We start from the raw sequence: 15010 nt of genomic DNA, 5'->3' as shown, positions 1-15010 counted from the left end.
CGCGCCGTCGTGAATGCCGGGATCAGCGGGTCCGAGATCCGCGACATCATGCTGGAAGCCGTGGAGCGACGCTTCGGCACATACCGCGCGCCTGGGGTCATCGAGATGCTGTCCGACAACGGCTCGCCTTACATCGCGAGGGACACGCAGATCTTCGCCCGCCAGATTGGCCTGAAGCCCTGCTTCACGCCGGTGCAGAGCCCTCAGAGCAACGGCATCTCGGAGGCTTTCGTGAAGACGCTGAAACGCGACTACGTCCAAGTCACGCCGCTGCCCGATGCCCGGACCATCCTCGGATTGATCGGAGGCTGGATCGAGGACTACAGCAACAACCACCCGCACTCAGGGTTGAAGATGCGCTCGCCACGCGAGTTCATCGCAGCTCAAACCGCAACCGCCTGAGTGTCCGGCGAAACAGGGGCAAGACCACCGACGTCGTCCTGAGCAACGTGCGACTGGAGATAGCGGAGACTTGTAGCCAAGATAGGCGCTGCCCGCATGTCCTCCGGCCCGACAGTCAATACGGTTGCAGCCTCCAGATTGGTGATCATCCCTGCGCCTGTGAGGTTGCCAGACCCGATGATGAGCCGGCCTCGCTCGCGGCCCAGTTGGAGAATGATCTTCGGATGGAAGGCCCCACGAACCTTGATCTTCGATAACTGATAGACAAGTCCTGCCCGGTGGGCAGAGTTGAACTCGGCCAGTTGGTGGTTCAGTCGATCTCGATCGACCATAACGCCAATGTTGCGGCAACCAGCGGCTCTCATTGGTGGCAGCGCAATGTTCTCGAAAATCTGAGTGTCGATGCTGAATGTCGTCAGCAGCGCTGAGTGGAAGCCGGCTTCTGCGAAGGCGAGGTCGTATCTCAAGTGGCTGCCTCCAGAACCGCTCGCCCGCGTGCGGTGATCCGACCATTTTTCAGTAGATCGACATCCTGCAGGAAGCGGATGGCTGTTGGGAGCCGTGGGCCGCTGAAAGCAGGGCTAAATCCGCTGACAGAGCGGAGCCGCGCATCCTCGATCTCGACGATATTGGTATAATTTCGTTGCGCACCAAACCTCCTCGCCGCGACCTCAAGATGCCTTAGAACAATCTTGTTCCGAAGCATTTTACTGATAGCTTCTCGTGCTGAGACCTGCTGTGCACGCTGCATCCAATCCAGTTCGGTCAAAAGGGTTTGTGCGCCTTCGCTCACGGGGAATGCCGCAGCCGCGTCACCCTGCCGGCCTGCCCAGAAGGCTCGGAGCCAAGCCACTGGAGTTAGAATCTCCCTCAACGAGGCGTCCTTGCGAAGTGCTCTCGTCTGCGCCTATTGCAGGCTTTCCGCATCGAGATCAGACAGCTCATCCAACCAAGCTCCGAATGGGGTCAGCGGCACATCACGAGAGACTTAGTCGACGAGCACGGAGAGGGAAAGACCAGCTGGGTGATCTTCCAGAAAGCGCTGTATCTGCCCAAGGATTGCCTCATAAGCGATACGAACGATGTCGCCGCTTTGGAAGGCCTGCCACTTCTTCTGAGTCTCTGCCCGTGGTCCCTCTGCCGGTGTCTCGAGCCAGAGCCATCGCAGAAGATCAGACGAAACTGCAAGCTGAGGATCGGCTGCTGCCACCTCTAGGACGGCAAGCAGGGTCGCACGGCGCTCGGCAGCTTGCCGAAGGATCTCCGCACCATTGATGCCCTTGTCGAGGAGGGGCGTCATGACGTCCTCAATGCCGAGGAAAAAAGCTCGCAGCAGGCCTGCCTCTTCGCCGTCCAAGGGGAGCCGGCTCGGACCCATCTCTTTCAGCAAAGCAAGATCGTACGTGAAATGAAGCCTTGGGTTGCTGCCGAGGCAAACGCCTCCGCAGCTGCCTCGCCGAGGGACGCGGCATAGGCGGCGGCAAGCGCATGTCCGGCTACTGTTGGCACTGGAAGCCCGTGCTCGCCCTCCGCGACAAGGCCCATCTGGACCATAGGTCCGCGATAGATGTTCTGGAAAGCGCCACCACCCTGGTTTCCCTCAGGTGCGAAATCGATCAGTTCGCCGCCAAGCGCGAGCTGAGCCAGCGCGGCTTCGGAGCCTTCGGTGCCCGTCTCACCAGGGATTTGCATGGCCGCGAGAGCGTAGAGCCTCTCACCTTCTCGGGCGTGGTGCCGGAAGGCCTGAACTGATACTTGTCGCCGCCGAGTGGCATAGTGCGTCAACCACCAAGCATGAAAGCTGTAGTTCCGTAATCTGGTTGTGACCGAACTAAGTCTAGGGAGGCGCTCTTGGTAGACGGCCTCCACCATCGTCTGCATTGAGAGATGATCGAGACCCTGACCTTCCCCCACTTCCGTCCAAATCACTCGTCCGTCCACGCGCTTGTCCGTCTTTCCGAAAAAAGGTTACCCTCTGGAACCCCCGTCAGTGTGGACGATAGTGGAGCGACAGGCGCTGCATCAAGAGAAACCGCGCGAGCGACTGAGCGACGATCACTTAAATCCGCGCAATGCCACGACACGGACATTGACCTGGCTTCGCATCATGAAGGAAGAATATATAGTGCAAATTTATTTGCGCTAAAGTAAATGCAAGCTTGTCCGACCTGTTGCCGCCAGCCAAAGTGATCGTTCACGCTGTAATTTCGGCTTTTAAGATTCTTTTATGAATTTTCTGATTAAACTTATCGCATTGGCGCACAGGAGCATTGGCAAAGCCACAAAGCCGTCCATTTTGCCTGCCCGCGCAGGATTTCTGCGGCAAGCATGAGCGACTGCTTCGGAGAAGCTACACCGTCTCGAAGGGCAGGCTCGAACAGCAGCTATGGGCCGTCTCCAGCATCGAGCCTGCTTCCCTTCCCGTGGGTATGCCGAACATCATATCCGATCCCCTGCCTCAATGCCCAAATGTACCTTGGCCCACACCTACCAGGTGGATGCTCTCCTTACCTGCCCCGAATGCGGGCACGAATGGCAGCCAAGGCTAACCTTTGATGAGGGTTCGCACGCGCCGTTCAGATTTCCCATGCCATTTCTGATATGAGCGACTGCTCATAGACTTTCCGTTTCCACTCCGTGCGGCCCGCTTTTCTCGACCAGCAGGCGGTGCAGCATCGAAATGAGGGCTGCGCGGGGCGCGGTCTTTCGTTCCACCAATCCGATCTTGCGGTGCAGCTGGGGCGACCCGAACGGAGCCTTCACGAGTTCGCTCGCACAATCGGTAATCGCGACCTGAGGCAGGATCGACACGCCCAAGCCATTGGCAACGCAGGCGGTGATGGCCGAGATCGTGTCAATCTGGGCGATCTCGGACAATGGCAGGTTCAGGCGCGCCAGTTCCAAGTCGATCACGTGCGCCAATGGGACATTGGCACGAAAGCGGATGAACGGATTCCGGGTCAGAAGCTCATCGGCGGACAGGGCCGGCGTGCCCGGCGGTGCCACCACGAACAGCGGCTCGTCTAAGAACGGCCGCCAGCGCAAGGATGAAGGAAACTCGCCGTATTCGGCAACCATCGCGGCATCCAGCCTGCCGGACACCACATCCTGTAGCAAGGTCTCGGACAGGCCCACGCGCAACTGGATGCGCAGCTCGGGATGGAGAGCGTTCAGCCGGACAATGGCGCGCGGCAGCAGCGACAGGGCACTGGTGCGCACCGAGCCCAGCGAGAAGGTGCCGATCACCTTGCGCCCCGAGATGGCATCGATGGCGTTCTCGGCCGTGCGGACCAGTTCTCGGGCCGCTTCGACGAGTTGCTGCCCGGCCACTGTCAGGCGTGGGGGGCGGGTGCTGCGGTCGAAAAGCGCGGCGCCGACCTCCTGCTCGAGTGCCTGAACCTGCTGACTGACCCCGGAGATCGTCAGGTTGACCACGCCGGCCGCACGGGAAAACCCGCCATGATCGACGATCGCCAGAAGCGTCCTGAGCTGCCGCGTATCCACTTGTCCAGATCTTCTTAATTTGAACTCCATTATTATGCGCTTTTTTTAACAACATCTACTGCTATCCCATTGCTGCCGCCTGGAGGAGAACGGGCGCGCCGTCTGGGGGAAAAATGTCCGACAAGGTTCTGATCACTGGCCCGAGCTTGGCGCCGGATGCTGTCAAACTGCTGGAAGATGCGGGGCTGACACCGGTCTACGTGCCTCCTTACAGCTCGGGCGATGGCCTGCTGGATGCTGTCAGGTCTGCCGATCCTGTCGGGATCATTTCGCGCATGGGCCGGATTGATGCGACGGTGCTCGATGCCGCGCCCAGCCTTCGCGTCATCTCCAAGCACGGCGTCGGCGTGGACAACATCGACACCGGCGAGGCCGCCCGACGCGGCATCCCGGTGCTGGTGGCGACCGGCGCGAACGCGGTGTCGGTCGCCGAGCACGCGATCGCGCTGATGCTTGCTGTCGCCAAGCGCCTTCTGCCGCTGGACCGCAGCCTGCGCGAGGGGCGCTGGGAAAAGCCCGGCTTCAAGGGGCGCGAGCTTGCGGGCTCGACCTTGGGCCTTGTCGCCTTCGGGGCGATCGCCCGGCAAACGGGGCGCTTCGCGCGCGCCTTCGGCATGGAGGTCGTGGCCTACGATCCCTTTTGCCCGGCCGAAGCCTTCGCCGAGGACGGGGTCGCGCAGATCGACGACCTGGACCAGCTGCTGGCGATGTCGGACGTGATCAGCCTGCATTCGCCGCTGACGCCGGACACGCGTAACCTGATCGACGCCCGGCGGCTGGCGCTGATGAAGCCGGACGCGATCATCGTCAACACCGCGCGCGGCGGCCTGATCGACGAGCCGGCGCTTGCCGCCGCCGTGGCCGAAGGCCGCATCGCCGGCGCGGGCCTGGACACCTTCGCGCAGGAGCCACCGCCTGCGGATCATCCCTTCTGGGCCGAGCCGCGGCTGGTCATGACGCCACATATCGGCGGCGTCACCACCGCCGCCAACACCCGCGTCGGCACCGAGGCCGCGCAGGGCATCATCGATCTGCTGGCGGGCCGCCAGGTGCCTGCGCCGCGCATCATCAACCGGGCGGCGCTTGCCGCGGCCGTCGCCTGAGCCAAGGGAGTTCTCATGACCATCGGTTTCCGCATCCTGCCCCGCGCCCGCGCCCGCGCCGTATCCGCCGATCTCGTCCGAGCTTTCGCCGCGCTGCCGGTCGCCAATGTCAGCGACAGCATGAGCCGCATGACCGCCGGGGGCCCCCGCCTGTCCCGGATGCACCGCGAGGGCGTGCTGGCGGGCCCGGCGCTGACGGTGAAGTCGCGCCCCGGCGACAACCTGATGCTGCACAAGGCCATCGACATGGCGCAGCCCGGCGACGTGATCGTGGTCGATGCGGGCGGCGACCTGACCAACTCGCTGATGGGAGAGCTGATGCTGGCCTATGCCGTCAAGCGGGGCGTCGCGGGCTTTGTCCTGAACGGCGCGATCCGCGACGCCGACGCCTTCCGCCAGGTCAACCTGCCGGTCTATGCCGCGGGCGTCACCCACCGCGGCCCCTACAAGGACGGACCGGGAGAGATCAACGTGCCCGTCGCCATCGACGGCATGGTCATCGAGCCGGGCGACCTGGTCCTCGGCGACGCTGATGGCGTCCTGTCGGTCCCGTTCGATGCGGCCGAGACGGTGCTGGCCGCGACCCAGGCCAAGCAGGATGCCGAGGCGAAACAGATGGCCGCGATCGAGGCCGGCACGAACGACCGCGCCTGGGTCGATGCCGCGCTGAAGCGTCTGGGCTGCGCAATGCCGGACGGGATCTGAGTGAGGAGAAGCGCCCGGCACCCCGCCGGCGCCCAATGGGAGGAACCGACATGACTGCACCGAAATCCATCGCCCTTGCCGCGGCCATGCTGTCGATCGCGGGCGCAGCCTGGGCCGACTGGCCCACCGACCGTCCGATCGAGATGATCGTGGCCTATGCGCCGGGCGGCGGCACCGACATCATGCTGCGCACGCTCGCCCCCTTCGTCGAGGCGGAGTTGGGCACGCAGATCCCGGTGATGAACCGTCCCGGCGCCTCGGGCGAGATCGCCTATACCGCGCTGTCGCAGGCCAAACCCGACGGCTACACCATCTCGTCGCTGAACACGCCCGGCTTCCTGACCATGCAGGTTGACCGCGAGCTGCGCTTCGACCCCGCGGCGATCTGCCCGCTGGCGCGCATCGTCGAGGACCCCGGGACCTTTATCGTGCAGGCCGGTTCCGACTACCAGACGCTTGCCGATCTGGTGGCCTATGCCAAGGAGAACCCGGGCGCTGTGTCCGTCGGCACCACCGGCATCGGCACCGACGAGCATCTTGCGATGCTGCAGCTGGAACAGGCGGCAGGGATCGACCTGACGGCCGTGCCCTTCGCGGGCGCCAACGAGGCCAAGACCGCGCTGCTGGGCGGCCATGTCAACGTCATCGGGCTGAACGTGGGGGAATATACCTCAAGCGACCAGAATGCCGTGCGTGCCTTGGCCCAGTTTTCGGAACAACGCTCCACCCTGGCCCCCGACCTTCCGACCGCCAAGGAGCAGGGCTTCGACGTGCTGATGTCGTCCGAACGCGGGCTTGCCGCGCGCTGCGACGTGCCCGAGGTCGACCGCGCCCGGCTGGCGCAGGCGATCGAGACCGCGCTCGCCAAACCCGAGTTCCAGGAAAAGGCCAAGCAGCAGCAGCTGCCGCTGTCCTACGTGTCAGGCGCCGACTGGACCGCGCAGATGCCCGCGCGGCTCGAACGCTTCCGCGAGATCCTCGCGCTGGTCGAGGGCGGGCAGTAATGGCCGCCCCCGGCACGCAAAGGGGCGACCGCCCCGACCTGCTGACCGCCAGGCTGTTCCTTGGGATCGGGGTGCTGGGGCTGTTCATGTCCTGGCATCTCGAGTTCGGCTCGCTCGCGCGGATGGGTCCCGGCTTCATGCCGCGCATCGTCTGCCTGCTGCTGATTGCGGTCGGGCTGCTTGTCGGCATCCCAGCCCTGCGCCGCCCTGCTGCGGCCATCGAGGCCGTGCGCGCGCGGCCGCTGGTGGTCATCACCGTGGCCATCGTCGGCTTCGCCTATGCGGCCACGCATCTCGGCTTTGTCATCGCGTCGCTATGGCTGGTTATCGTCGGATCGCTGGCGGACCCGGGCGGGCGCTGGCGCACGGTGCTGCTGCTGGCGGCGGGGCTGACCGCCTTCGGCGCGCTGGTCTTCGTCAAGGGCTTGGGCGTGCAGGTGCCTCTCTGGCCCATCTGATCGCTGCAACATCACCTTGGGAGGGGTGTGATGGAGTTTCTGGATCTTCTGATGCTGGGCTTCGGCGAGGCAATGACGCCCGCCAACCTCGGGTTCTGCCTGCTGGGCGCGCTGCTGGGCACGCTGATCGGGGTGCTGCCGGGGATCGGGCCCACCGCGACCATCGCGGTGCTGCTGCCGATCACCTTCTTCCTGCCGCCGCTGGCCGGCATCATCATGCTGGCCGGCATCTACTATGGCGCGCAATACGGCGGCTCGACCACGGCCGTGCTGGTCAACCTGCCGGGTGAGGCTTCCTCGGTTGTCACCGCGCTGGACGGCTATCAGATGGCGCGCCAGGGCCGGGCGGGTGCGGCGCTGGCCGTGGCCGCGCTGGGGTCGTTCTTCGCCGGGACGGTGGCGACCTTCGCTATCGCCGTTGCAGGACCCACGCTGTCCAGCTTCGCGCTGTCCTTCGGGCCGGCCGAATATGTCTCGCTGATGATCTTCGGCCTGCTGGCCGCCACCATCCTGGCCAGCGGTCCGGTGCTGAAGGCCATCGGCATGATCCTGATCGGGCTGCTGCTGGGCATGGTCGGGACCGACGCCGAGACGGGCGCGGAACGCCTGACCTTTGGCGCGCTGGAACTGTTCGACGGCATCGACTTCATCGTCATCGCCATCGGCGTCTTCGGCTTCGCCGAGATCATCACCAACCTGGAACGCTCGGGCTCCGAAGGCGTCACCGTCGCGCCCCTCACCCGGCTGTGGCCCACACGCCAAGATTTCCGCGCCTCGTGGCGCGCGGTGCTGCGCGGGACGGGCATCGGCACCTTCCTGGGCCTGCTGCCCGGCGGCGGCGCGACGCTGGCCTCCTTCAGCGCCTATTCGCTGGAAAAGAAGGTGTCGCGCCACCCGCAGAAGTTCGGCACCGGCGTCGTCGAGGGCGTGGCCGCGCCCGAGGCCGCCAACAACGCGGCGGCGCAGTCGTCCTTTATCCCGCTGCTGACGCTGGGGATCCCGTCCAACAACATGATGGCGATGATGCTGTCGGCCTTCATGATCCACGGGATCACCCCTGGCCCCTCGGTGCTGACCAACCAGCCCGAGATCTTCTGGGGCCTCGTCGCCTCCATGTGGATCGGCAACCTGCTCTTGGTCATCATCAACCTGCCCCTGATCGGGCTGTGGGTGCGGCTGCTGACGGTGCCCTACCGGCTGCTTTACCCCGCGATCCTGCTGTTCTGCTGCATCGGCGTCTACAGCATGAACAACCGCATCTTCGACGTGATCCTCGCCGCTGGCTTCGGCCTGCTGGGCTACGCCTTCCGCAAGGCGAAATGCGAGCCCGGGCCGCTGCTGCTGGGCTTCGTCCTCGGCCCGCTGCTTGAGGCGAACCTGCGCCGCACCATGCTGATCACCCAGGGCGATCCCTCGATCTTCGTCGAGCGCCCGATCAGCCTGACCATGCTGGTGGCCACCGTGATCCTGCTGGCGCTGATGATCCTGCCCAGCTTCCGCAAGACCCGCGAGGAGGCCTTCCAGGAAGAGGAAGCCTGAGCAACATGGCGTGACAAGAAAAGTGCGGACGCTTGCCTGCTGCCATGACAACGCTGGGCCTCTCGCCCGGCGTTGCTGTTCCATCCGAAACGGCAGCGAGACGGAAATCCCGGCCGAGCTGACCAGGCGGACGCCCTCTACTGGACGCTCTGTCTTGCTGCGTCGTGCCGGAATGGCTGCTTTCGCAGTCGATCGCACTAGCGGCCGAATGTCCGCAATGGGCCGGATCTTCCCAGTCCCATCGATCAGGCCCTTTGGTTGCGCAGAGCTTCATATAGACGCCCCGGCCCCATGAGCGCCGCCTTCAGCCCATCCGGGATGGCCTGCGACTCCAGTGCCTGACGGCTCATTGCGGAGTGAGCGTCGAGTGCATCGATGACCGCATCCATGATTGCTGCTTTCAGGAGCGGTGAGTTGCCGAACTGCTCTTTCTGGTTCCTCCCGGCCTGCTGGGAAAGCGTTTCGTTCTCCATCAGCTTGCCCTTGACCGCCATGTGGAAAGACAACTGGTCGTTGTCCGTCACCCCGGTGAACAGGTCGTTCATCCTGACAAGGATCTCGGACAGCAGCGCCTTTTCCTTGTCCTGCACCTCGCCTGTGCCGGTCTCGGTCATGGGTTTCAGCTTTTCTCCCCCGCTTCCCAGGATCAGGTCCGTCTTGCCCTTGGCCGTCAGCTTGTGGTGGGTCAGTTCCACCTTGCTGAGATCGACGCCCTCGCGCTCGCGCCCGAAATCCAGCAGCGGGATGAGCCGCCGGTAGAAGATGCTGCGCGCCTCGATGGCGGTCGAGCCATAGTCGAAGATCTGCGACAGGAAGCTGTAAAGGCGCATGAAGGCTCCCATGTTGGCCTTGAACACGATCAGCGCATCCTGCGTCTGCTTGGCAGCACGGGCCTTCCTGTCGTCGCCGGCGGCGCACGCTGCAATCTCGGCCTCCTTCGCCGCGCGGAAGGATTTCAGCAGCCGGTCGGCCACCGGCTCGACGGCGGCGGACAGGCTCGCATGGCTCGCCTTGGGATCGAGTTCCGCCCGAACCACGCGGTCCACCTCGAAATCGTCGTAATAGCCGAGCGCATCCAGCTTCGCCCGCAGGTCCAGCACCTGAGCGGGATCAGTCACGGCCTCCAGTTCCGCGGTCTCGTAATAGGTGCGGAAGGCGGCCAGGATGTCCTCGGCGCTGTTGGCGAAGTCGAGGATATAGGTCCTGTCCTTGGCGATCCCACCCGAGGACCAAGCCCGGTTCAGGCGCGACAGCGTCTGCACCGCTTGGATGCCCGCAAGCCGCCGATCGACATACATCCCGCACAGAAGCGGCTGGTCGAAGCCGGTCTGGAACTTGTTCGCCACGATCAGGACGTGGAACTCCGGCCCCGTGAAGGTTTCGCGGATATCGCGCTTCAGGCCGGGGTTCAGGACCTTCGAGCTTTCCGTGAAGGGATCAGGCCCGCTCTCGGGGTCGTTCACCTCGCTGGAAAAGGCGACCAGCGTGCCAAGCCCATAGCCCTTCTCGGCAATGTATCTCTGCATGGCGATCTGCCAGCGCACGGCTTCCTTGCGGCTTTCGACCACCACCATGGCCTTGGCCCGGCCGCCCAGCAGCGGCATCACCATCGCGCGGTAATGCTCGACCACGATCGCCACCTTCTGCGCGATGTTCCAGGGATGCAGCTTCACCCATTGCATCAGCGCCTTCTGCGCGGCGCTGCGCTCGACCTCGCGGTCGTCCATTTCCTCGCCGCCATTCGCCAGCCGGAAGGCCAGCGCATAGGGCGTGTAGTTCTTCAGCACGTCGAGGATGAAGCCTTCCTCGATTGCCTGGCGCATCGAATAGACATGGAAGGGCGCGGGCAGGTTGCCGGGTCCGGCGGTCGGCTCCGGCCTGATGATGATCCGGTCGATCAACCCGCGGATCGCCTCGCGGGCTTCGCTCTCCGTGTCCGGTTCCGTCCGGACGGCGATCAGGGCGCGGACGCGCTCATGGCAGGTCTCGGCGATCCGCGGATGCAGACGGGTCGCGGCGGCGGGAGATGGGGTGACGGCCAGTTCCGCTTCCAACTACTTCTGCGGCCGCGCAAGTTGCGCCATCCGGATCCTTGATCCGCTCCAGCTGCCGGGTTCGGGGCGGGCCTGGCGCTTGCCGGTTTCCCGATCCTCGACGGAGCCGAGCCGATTCCAGACCAGCTTGCCGATGTAAAGTTCGTGGGCGAGGATTCCCGTGCCGCGCTTCGAATTGCCGGGGTTGAACGCCGAGCAGGCGCCCCCTCCCGGCAAGCCCGGCGGCTCAGATCAGCTGCGCCAGCTCGTCCGCCGCCGCGAAAAGATGGGGCAGGTGCTGCAGCCCGCTTTCCAGCGTCATCCGCTGCTCGGGGGCGTGGAAGGAAAGCGTCGCCACCAGATGGCCGGCGCAATCCCTGACCGGCACGGCGACGGCGATCATGCCCTCGACGAACTCCTGGCGGTCGGTCGAATAGCCCTGCCGCGCGATCCGGCGCAGCTCGTCGCGCAAAAGGCCGGGGTCGGTCAGCGTGGCGGGGGTATGGGCCATCAGCTGCGCCCGCTTGAGATAGCGGCCCAGCTCGGCCTCGGGCAGGGACGAAAGGCACAGCTTTCCCGCCGCGGTCGCGTGAAGGGGCACGCGCGAGCCGACATGAAGCTGGATGCGCAGCGGCCAGCGGGTTTCCACCCGGTCGACGTAAAGCATCGCGTCGCCGTCGGGGATGGACAGGTTGCAGGTCTCCTCCAGACGCGCGTTGAGGCGGATCAGCACGTCGCGCTGCGCCAGATCCTGGTGCCAGAAGCGGATGACCCCCTGCATCATCCGGCGCAGCCTTGGGCCGGGCTGATAGCTGCGCCCGTCGAGATGGCGCGACAGGAAGCCCTCGGCCTCGAGATTGCCGACAAGCCGGTGGATGGTCGCGACCGGCAGCTTCAGCGTCGCGTTGATCTCGGTCGCGGTCAGCGGCCGGCCCTCGGCCGCAAGCGCTTCCAGAATCTGCAGGTTCCTGAAGCTGGGCGGAAGCGCGGGGCGGTCTGGGTCGTTCTGCATCAAGGCGTGTCCGGCTGGTTTCTCCCGGCAGGCTACAGCAGCCGGAGGAAGGCTCCAACCGCGGGCGTCGGGCTGGATTTTTGAAATTGATAGTATAGCTCTCAAAAAGCTTTGACAGGCGGCGGCGCCCTGCGACACCATGCCGCTACGGCGAAAGGAGGATTCGCCGCTTGCCGCTGAACAGCGTCGCAGCATCAGGGAGGATGTGATGACGGACATGACAGCCGGCGTCGGTATGGCCGACGTCAGGGAACGCGATGTCAGAAAGGTCGTCTTTGCCAGTCTCGTCGGATCGACGATCGAATGGTACGACTTTTTCCTTTACGGCGTGGTCGCCGGCATCGTCTTCAACAAACTGTATTTCCCGGCCGACGACCCGACGGTGTCGACGCTGCTGGCATACGCGACCTTTGCCGTGGGCTTTGTGGCGCGCCCGCTGGGCGGGTTGATCTTCGGCCACTTCGGCGACCGCATCGGCCGCAAGACGATGCTGGTCATCACCCTGCTGATGATGGGCGGCGCCACGGTCGCGATCGGGCTGCTGCCGACCTATGACAGCATCGGCATCCTTGCCCCGATCCTGCTTTTGGTGCTGCGCGTGCTGCAGGGCATCGGCATCGGCGGCGAATGGGGCGGCGCGGTGCTGATGGCCTATGAGTTCGCCCCCAAGGACAAGCGCGGCTTTTTCGCCTCGATCCCGCAGATGGGGCTGTCGCTGGGGCTGTTCATGGCGTCGGGTGTGATGGCGCTGCTGACGCTGATGCCGGACGAGGCCTTCATGGCCTGGGGGTGGCGGTCGGCCTTCATCGCCTCGATCATCCTGGTGATCCTGGGGACGTGGATCCGGTCCAACATCGGCGAAAGCCCCGAGTTCGAGAAGGCGCGCGCCGAATCGCGGGCCCGCGACCAGGGCCTGCCCTTCGTGCAGATGCTGAACCGCTATCCGGCGAACGTCATGCTGGGCATGGGCGCGCGCTATATCGACGGCGTGTTCTTCAACGTCTTTGCGGTGTTCTCGATCCTTTACCTGACCCGGTATGTCGGGCTGGAACGGTCCTTCGCGCTGTGGACGGTCTGCGGCGCGGCGCTGGTGATGGTGATCTTCATCCCGCTGTTCGGCCGCGTCTCGGATTTCGTCGGCCGCCCCAAGACTTACGCCGTCGGCTCGGCGCTGCTCGCGCTCAGCGTCTTTCCGGCCTTCGCGCTGATGTCCACGGGCAATCCGGTGCTGGTGATCCTGGGCCTGGTGCTGCCGTTCGGGGTCATCTACCCGATCTGCTATGGCCCCGAGGCGGCGCTGTTCGCCGATCTCTTCGATCCCACGGTCCGCTATACCGGCGTGTCGTTCGTCTACCAGTTCTCGGGCATCTTCGCCTCGGGCATCACGCCGATGATCGCGACGGCGCTGATGGCCGCCAACGGCAACGACCCCTTCTGGCTTTGCGCCTATGTGGTCTTCGCGGGGCTGGTGTCGATGGTGTGCGCGATCCTGATCGACCGGCGCAACCGGGCGTGACAGGCGCCCTGCGCCACGCGGCGCGGGGCCGAACCCCCAAGGTCAGGGGCGGCAGTCCCCGGAAAGGAACGCAATCATGACCCATCCCTCGGACTTGCCCGATTATGTGGTTGTCGGGGCCGGATCGGCCGGCTGCGTCGTGGCCAACAGGCTGTCCGCCGATCCGTCCGTCCGCGTCACCCTGCTCGAGGCGGGCAAGCGCGACCGCAGCCCCTGGATCCACATCCCGGTCGGCTATTTCCGCACGATGCACAATCCGAACTTCGACTGGTGCTATCAGACCGAACCCGATCCGGCGCTGAAGGGCCGCGCGCTCAACTGGCCGCGCGGCAAGGTGATGGGCGGCTCATCCTCGCTGAACGGGCTGCTGTATGTGCGCGGCCAGCGCGAGGACTATGACCGCTGGGCGCAGATGGGCAACACCGGCTGGGGCTGGCGCGAGGTCGGCCCCCTGTTCGAGGGGCTGGAGACGTTCCAGCGCCCGGACGCGGGCGAGGGGCGGGGCACCAGCGGACCGCTGCAGGTGTCCGACCCGCGGCTGCGCCGCCGCATCTGCGAAAAGTGGATCGAGGCTGCCGAGGCCAACGGCTATGCCTACAATCCCGATTACAACGGTGCCGAACAGGAAGGCGTCGGGCATTTCCAGCTGACCGTGAACAAGGGCCGGCGCTGTTCGGCGGCGGTGGCCTTCATCAAGCCTGTCCGCAACCGGGCCAATCTGCGCATCGTCACCCAGGCGATGGTGCGTCGCGTCGTCATCGAGGGCGGGCGCGCCACCGGCGTCGAAATCCAGCGCCCGGACGGCAGCCGGCAGGTGATCCGCGCCGCGCGCGAGGTGATCCTGTGCGCGGGCGCCATCGGCTCGCCCCAGATCCTCATGCTGTCGGGGGTGGGCGACGCCGAGCATCTGAAGGGCCACGGCATTTCCGTGCAGCACCATTCCGCCGAGGTCGGCCGCAACCTGCAGGACCATCTTCAGGCGCGGCTGGTCTTCAAGACGCACGAGGCGACCCTGAACGACGAGGTCCGCAACCTTGCCCAGAAGGCGCGGATCGGGCTGGAATACGGACTGTTTCGCACCGGGCCGATGACGATGGCGGCAAGCCTCGTCTTCGGGTTCATCCGCACCCGGCCCGAGCTTGCGACGCCAGACATCCAGTTCCACATCCAGCCGTGGTCGGCCGACAGCCCCGGCGAGGGGGTGCACCCGTTCTCGGCCTTCACCCAGTCCGTGTGCCAGCTGCGCCCCGAAAGCCGCGGCAGCGTCACCCTGCGGTCGGCCGATCCGGCGGCCGCGCCGGTCATCGCGCCGAACTATCTTTCCACCCAGACCGACCGCGACACCATCGTCGCGGGCGTCGAGATCGCCCGCAAGATCGCCCGGACCGAGCCGCTGAAATCGGCCATCTCGGAAGAGTTCCGGCCCGCCCGCGACGTGCAGGGCTATGACGAGCTGCTGGACTGGGCGCGGATGAACTCGACGACGATCTATCATCCGACCGGAACCTGCCGGATGGGCGCGGACGCGTCGGCGGTGGTGGACCCGCGGCTGCGGGTGCGCGGCGTGCGCGGCCTGCGCGTCGCGGATTGCTCGATCATGCCCGAGATCGTGTCGGGCAACACCAGCGCGCCGGCCATGATGATCGGCGCGAAGCTGGCCCGGATGGTCCTTGAGGACCGCCGCGCCGGCGGCGACACGCACCCGCCGCGCGGGTTCGACCGGGCCGCGTGAAC

At 65.3% G+C, this 15010-nt stretch carries 16 protein-coding genes; 10 read left to right on the top strand and 6 right to left on the bottom strand.

Going from position 1 to position 15010, the window contains the following annotated elements; translation table 11 throughout:
- Positions 1-402 (top strand): integrase core domain-containing protein (locus EPA64_RS06640; protein ID WP_167626603.1); only part of this gene is annotated, 402 nt, incomplete at its 5' end.
- Here the strand turns inward: EPA64_RS06640 and EPA64_RS06635 are convergent.
- From EPA64_RS06635 to EPA64_RS06625, 3 genes are all read right to left on the bottom strand, one after another.
- Positions 384-869 (bottom strand): phospholipase D family protein, encoded by a 486-nt coding sequence (locus EPA64_RS06635; protein ID WP_134725453.1) that lies wholly within the window; start codon positions 867-869, stop codon positions 384-386. The genes EPA64_RS06640 and EPA64_RS06635 overlap by 19 nt on opposite strands.
- A complete protein-coding gene (locus EPA64_RS06630) occupies positions 866-1171 on the bottom strand; it encodes a hypothetical protein (RefSeq protein WP_167626602.1) in 306 nt (101 codons plus the stop codon). The genes EPA64_RS06635 and EPA64_RS06630 overlap by 4 nt, the downstream gene beginning before the upstream one ends.
- Positions 1172-1390: 219 nt before the next feature.
- Positions 1391-1792, bottom strand: coding sequence for a hypothetical protein (locus tag EPA64_RS06625; RefSeq protein WP_134725450.1), 402 nt, complete (start codon positions 1790-1792; stop codon positions 1391-1393).
- Between the two features lie 98 nt (positions 1793-1890).
- On the opposite strand from EPA64_RS06625, the gene EPA64_RS06620 reads away from it, so the two are divergent.
- Positions 1891-2154 (top strand): hypothetical protein, encoded by a 264-nt coding sequence (locus EPA64_RS06620; protein WP_134725448.1) that lies wholly within the window; start codon positions 1891-1893, stop codon positions 2152-2154.
- Positions 2155-2788: 634 nt separating this feature from the next.
- Positions 2789-3007 (top strand): hypothetical protein, encoded by a 219-nt coding sequence (locus EPA64_RS17070; protein ID WP_425467015.1) that lies wholly within the window; start codon positions 2789-2791, stop codon positions 3005-3007.
- 8 nt (positions 3008-3015) lie between these two features.
- Here the strand turns inward: EPA64_RS17070 and EPA64_RS06610 are convergent, their stop codons facing one another.
- Positions 3016-3936: a LysR family transcriptional regulator gene (locus EPA64_RS06610; protein WP_246026645.1), complete on the bottom strand. Its 921-nt coding sequence runs from the start codon at positions 3934-3936 to the stop codon at positions 3016-3018.
- An 83-nt stretch (positions 3937-4019) separates the two neighbouring features.
- Here EPA64_RS06610 and EPA64_RS06605 point away from each other — a divergent pair, with 83 nt between their 5' ends.
- Genes EPA64_RS06605 through EPA64_RS06585 form a run of 5 tightly spaced genes read left to right on the top strand, consistent with a single transcriptional unit; the run spans position 4020 to position 8715 of the window.
- Complete coding sequence (locus EPA64_RS06605; RefSeq protein ID WP_134725446.1) at positions 4020-5009, top strand: hydroxyacid dehydrogenase; 990 nt, start codon at positions 4020-4022, stop codon at positions 5007-5009.
- 15 nt (positions 5010-5024) lie between these two features.
- Entirely contained in the window at positions 5025-5714 is a 690-nt protein-coding gene (locus EPA64_RS06600) for an RraA family protein (RefSeq protein WP_134725444.1), read from the top strand.
- Positions 5715-5764: 50 nt separating this feature from the next.
- A complete protein-coding gene (locus tag EPA64_RS06595; RefSeq protein WP_134725442.1) occupies positions 5765-6718 on the top strand; it encodes a tripartite tricarboxylate transporter substrate binding protein in 954 nt (317 codons plus the stop codon).
- On the top strand, positions 6718-7176 hold the full coding sequence (locus tag EPA64_RS06590) for a tripartite tricarboxylate transporter TctB family protein (RefSeq protein ID WP_134725441.1): 459 nt from the start codon (positions 6718-6720) through the stop codon (positions 7174-7176). The genes EPA64_RS06595 and EPA64_RS06590 overlap by 1 nt, the downstream gene beginning before the upstream one ends.
- A 30-nt stretch (positions 7177-7206) precedes the next feature.
- A complete protein-coding gene (locus EPA64_RS06585) occupies positions 7207-8715 on the top strand; it encodes a tripartite tricarboxylate transporter permease (RefSeq protein ID WP_134725439.1) in 1509 nt (502 codons plus the stop codon).
- Positions 8716-8960: 245 nt separating this feature from the next.
- Here EPA64_RS06585 and EPA64_RS06580 read toward each other — a convergent pair whose 3' ends face one another.
- Entirely contained in the window at positions 8961-10769 is a 1809-nt protein-coding gene (locus tag EPA64_RS06580) for a type I restriction enzyme subunit R domain-containing protein (protein WP_246026644.1), read from the bottom strand.
- Positions 10770-10995: 226 nt separating this feature from the next.
- Positions 10996-11760 carry an IclR family transcriptional regulator gene (locus EPA64_RS06575; protein WP_134725437.1) on the bottom strand — a complete coding sequence of 255 codons (765 nt, stop codon included), beginning with the start codon at positions 11758-11760 and terminating at the stop codon, positions 10996-10998.
- Between the two features lie 208 nt (positions 11761-11968).
- On the opposite strand from EPA64_RS06575, the gene EPA64_RS06570 reads away from it, so the two are divergent.
- Both EPA64_RS06570 and EPA64_RS06565 read left to right on the top strand, forming a co-directional pair.
- A complete protein-coding gene (locus EPA64_RS06570; protein WP_220443713.1) occupies positions 11969-13276 on the top strand; it encodes an MFS transporter in 1308 nt (435 codons plus the stop codon).
- A 76-nt stretch (positions 13277-13352) separates the two neighbouring features.
- Entirely contained in the window at positions 13353-15008 is a 1656-nt protein-coding gene (locus EPA64_RS06565) for a GMC family oxidoreductase (protein WP_134725435.1), read from the top strand.
- Positions 15009-15010 lie beyond the last annotated feature (2 nt).

The sequence above is a fragment of the Paracoccus luteus genome, assembly GCF_004522155.1.
Lineage (GTDB): Bacteria > Pseudomonadota > Alphaproteobacteria > Rhodobacterales > Rhodobacteraceae > Paracoccus > Paracoccus luteus.
The sequence above is the reverse complement of the archived record's forward strand: the minus strand, read 5'-3'. Positions and strand labels throughout refer to the sequence as shown.

Excerpts from the sequence above, each read along its gene's own strand:
- EPA64_RS17070 (WP_425467015.1), top strand. The coding sequence starts at position 2,789 with ATGGGCCGTCTCCAGCATCGAGCCTGCTTCCCTTCCCGTGGGTATGCC.
- EPA64_RS06575 (WP_134725437.1), bottom strand. The coding sequence starts at position 11,760 with ATGCAGAACGACCCAGACCGCCCCGCGCTTCCGCCCAGCTTCAGGAAC.
- EPA64_RS06590 (WP_134725441.1), top strand. The coding sequence starts at position 6,718 with ATGGCCGCCCCCGGCACGCAAAGGGGCGACCGCCCCGACCTGCTGACC.
- EPA64_RS06620 (WP_134725448.1), top strand. The coding sequence starts at position 1,891 with ATGTCCGGCTACTGTTGGCACTGGAAGCCCGTGCTCGCCCTCCGCGAC.
- EPA64_RS06595 (WP_134725442.1), top strand. The coding sequence starts at position 5,765 with ATGACTGCACCGAAATCCATCGCCCTTGCCGCGGCCATGCTGTCGATC.
- EPA64_RS06565 (WP_134725435.1), top strand. The coding sequence starts at position 13,353 with ATGACCCATCCCTCGGACTTGCCCGATTATGTGGTTGTCGGGGCCGGA.
- EPA64_RS06605 (WP_134725446.1), top strand. The coding sequence starts at position 4,020 with ATGTCCGACAAGGTTCTGATCACTGGCCCGAGCTTGGCGCCGGATGCT.
- EPA64_RS06570 (WP_220443713.1), top strand. The coding sequence starts at position 11,969 with ATGACGGACATGACAGCCGGCGTCGGTATGGCCGACGTCAGGGAACGC.
- EPA64_RS06585 (WP_134725439.1), top strand. The coding sequence starts at position 7,207 with ATGGAGTTTCTGGATCTTCTGATGCTGGGCTTCGGCGAGGCAATGACG.
- EPA64_RS06600 (WP_134725444.1), top strand. The coding sequence starts at position 5,025 with ATGACCATCGGTTTCCGCATCCTGCCCCGCGCCCGCGCCCGCGCCGTA.
- EPA64_RS06610 (WP_246026645.1), bottom strand. The coding sequence starts at position 3,936 with ATGGAGTTCAAATTAAGAAGATCTGGACAAGTGGATACGCGGCAGCTC.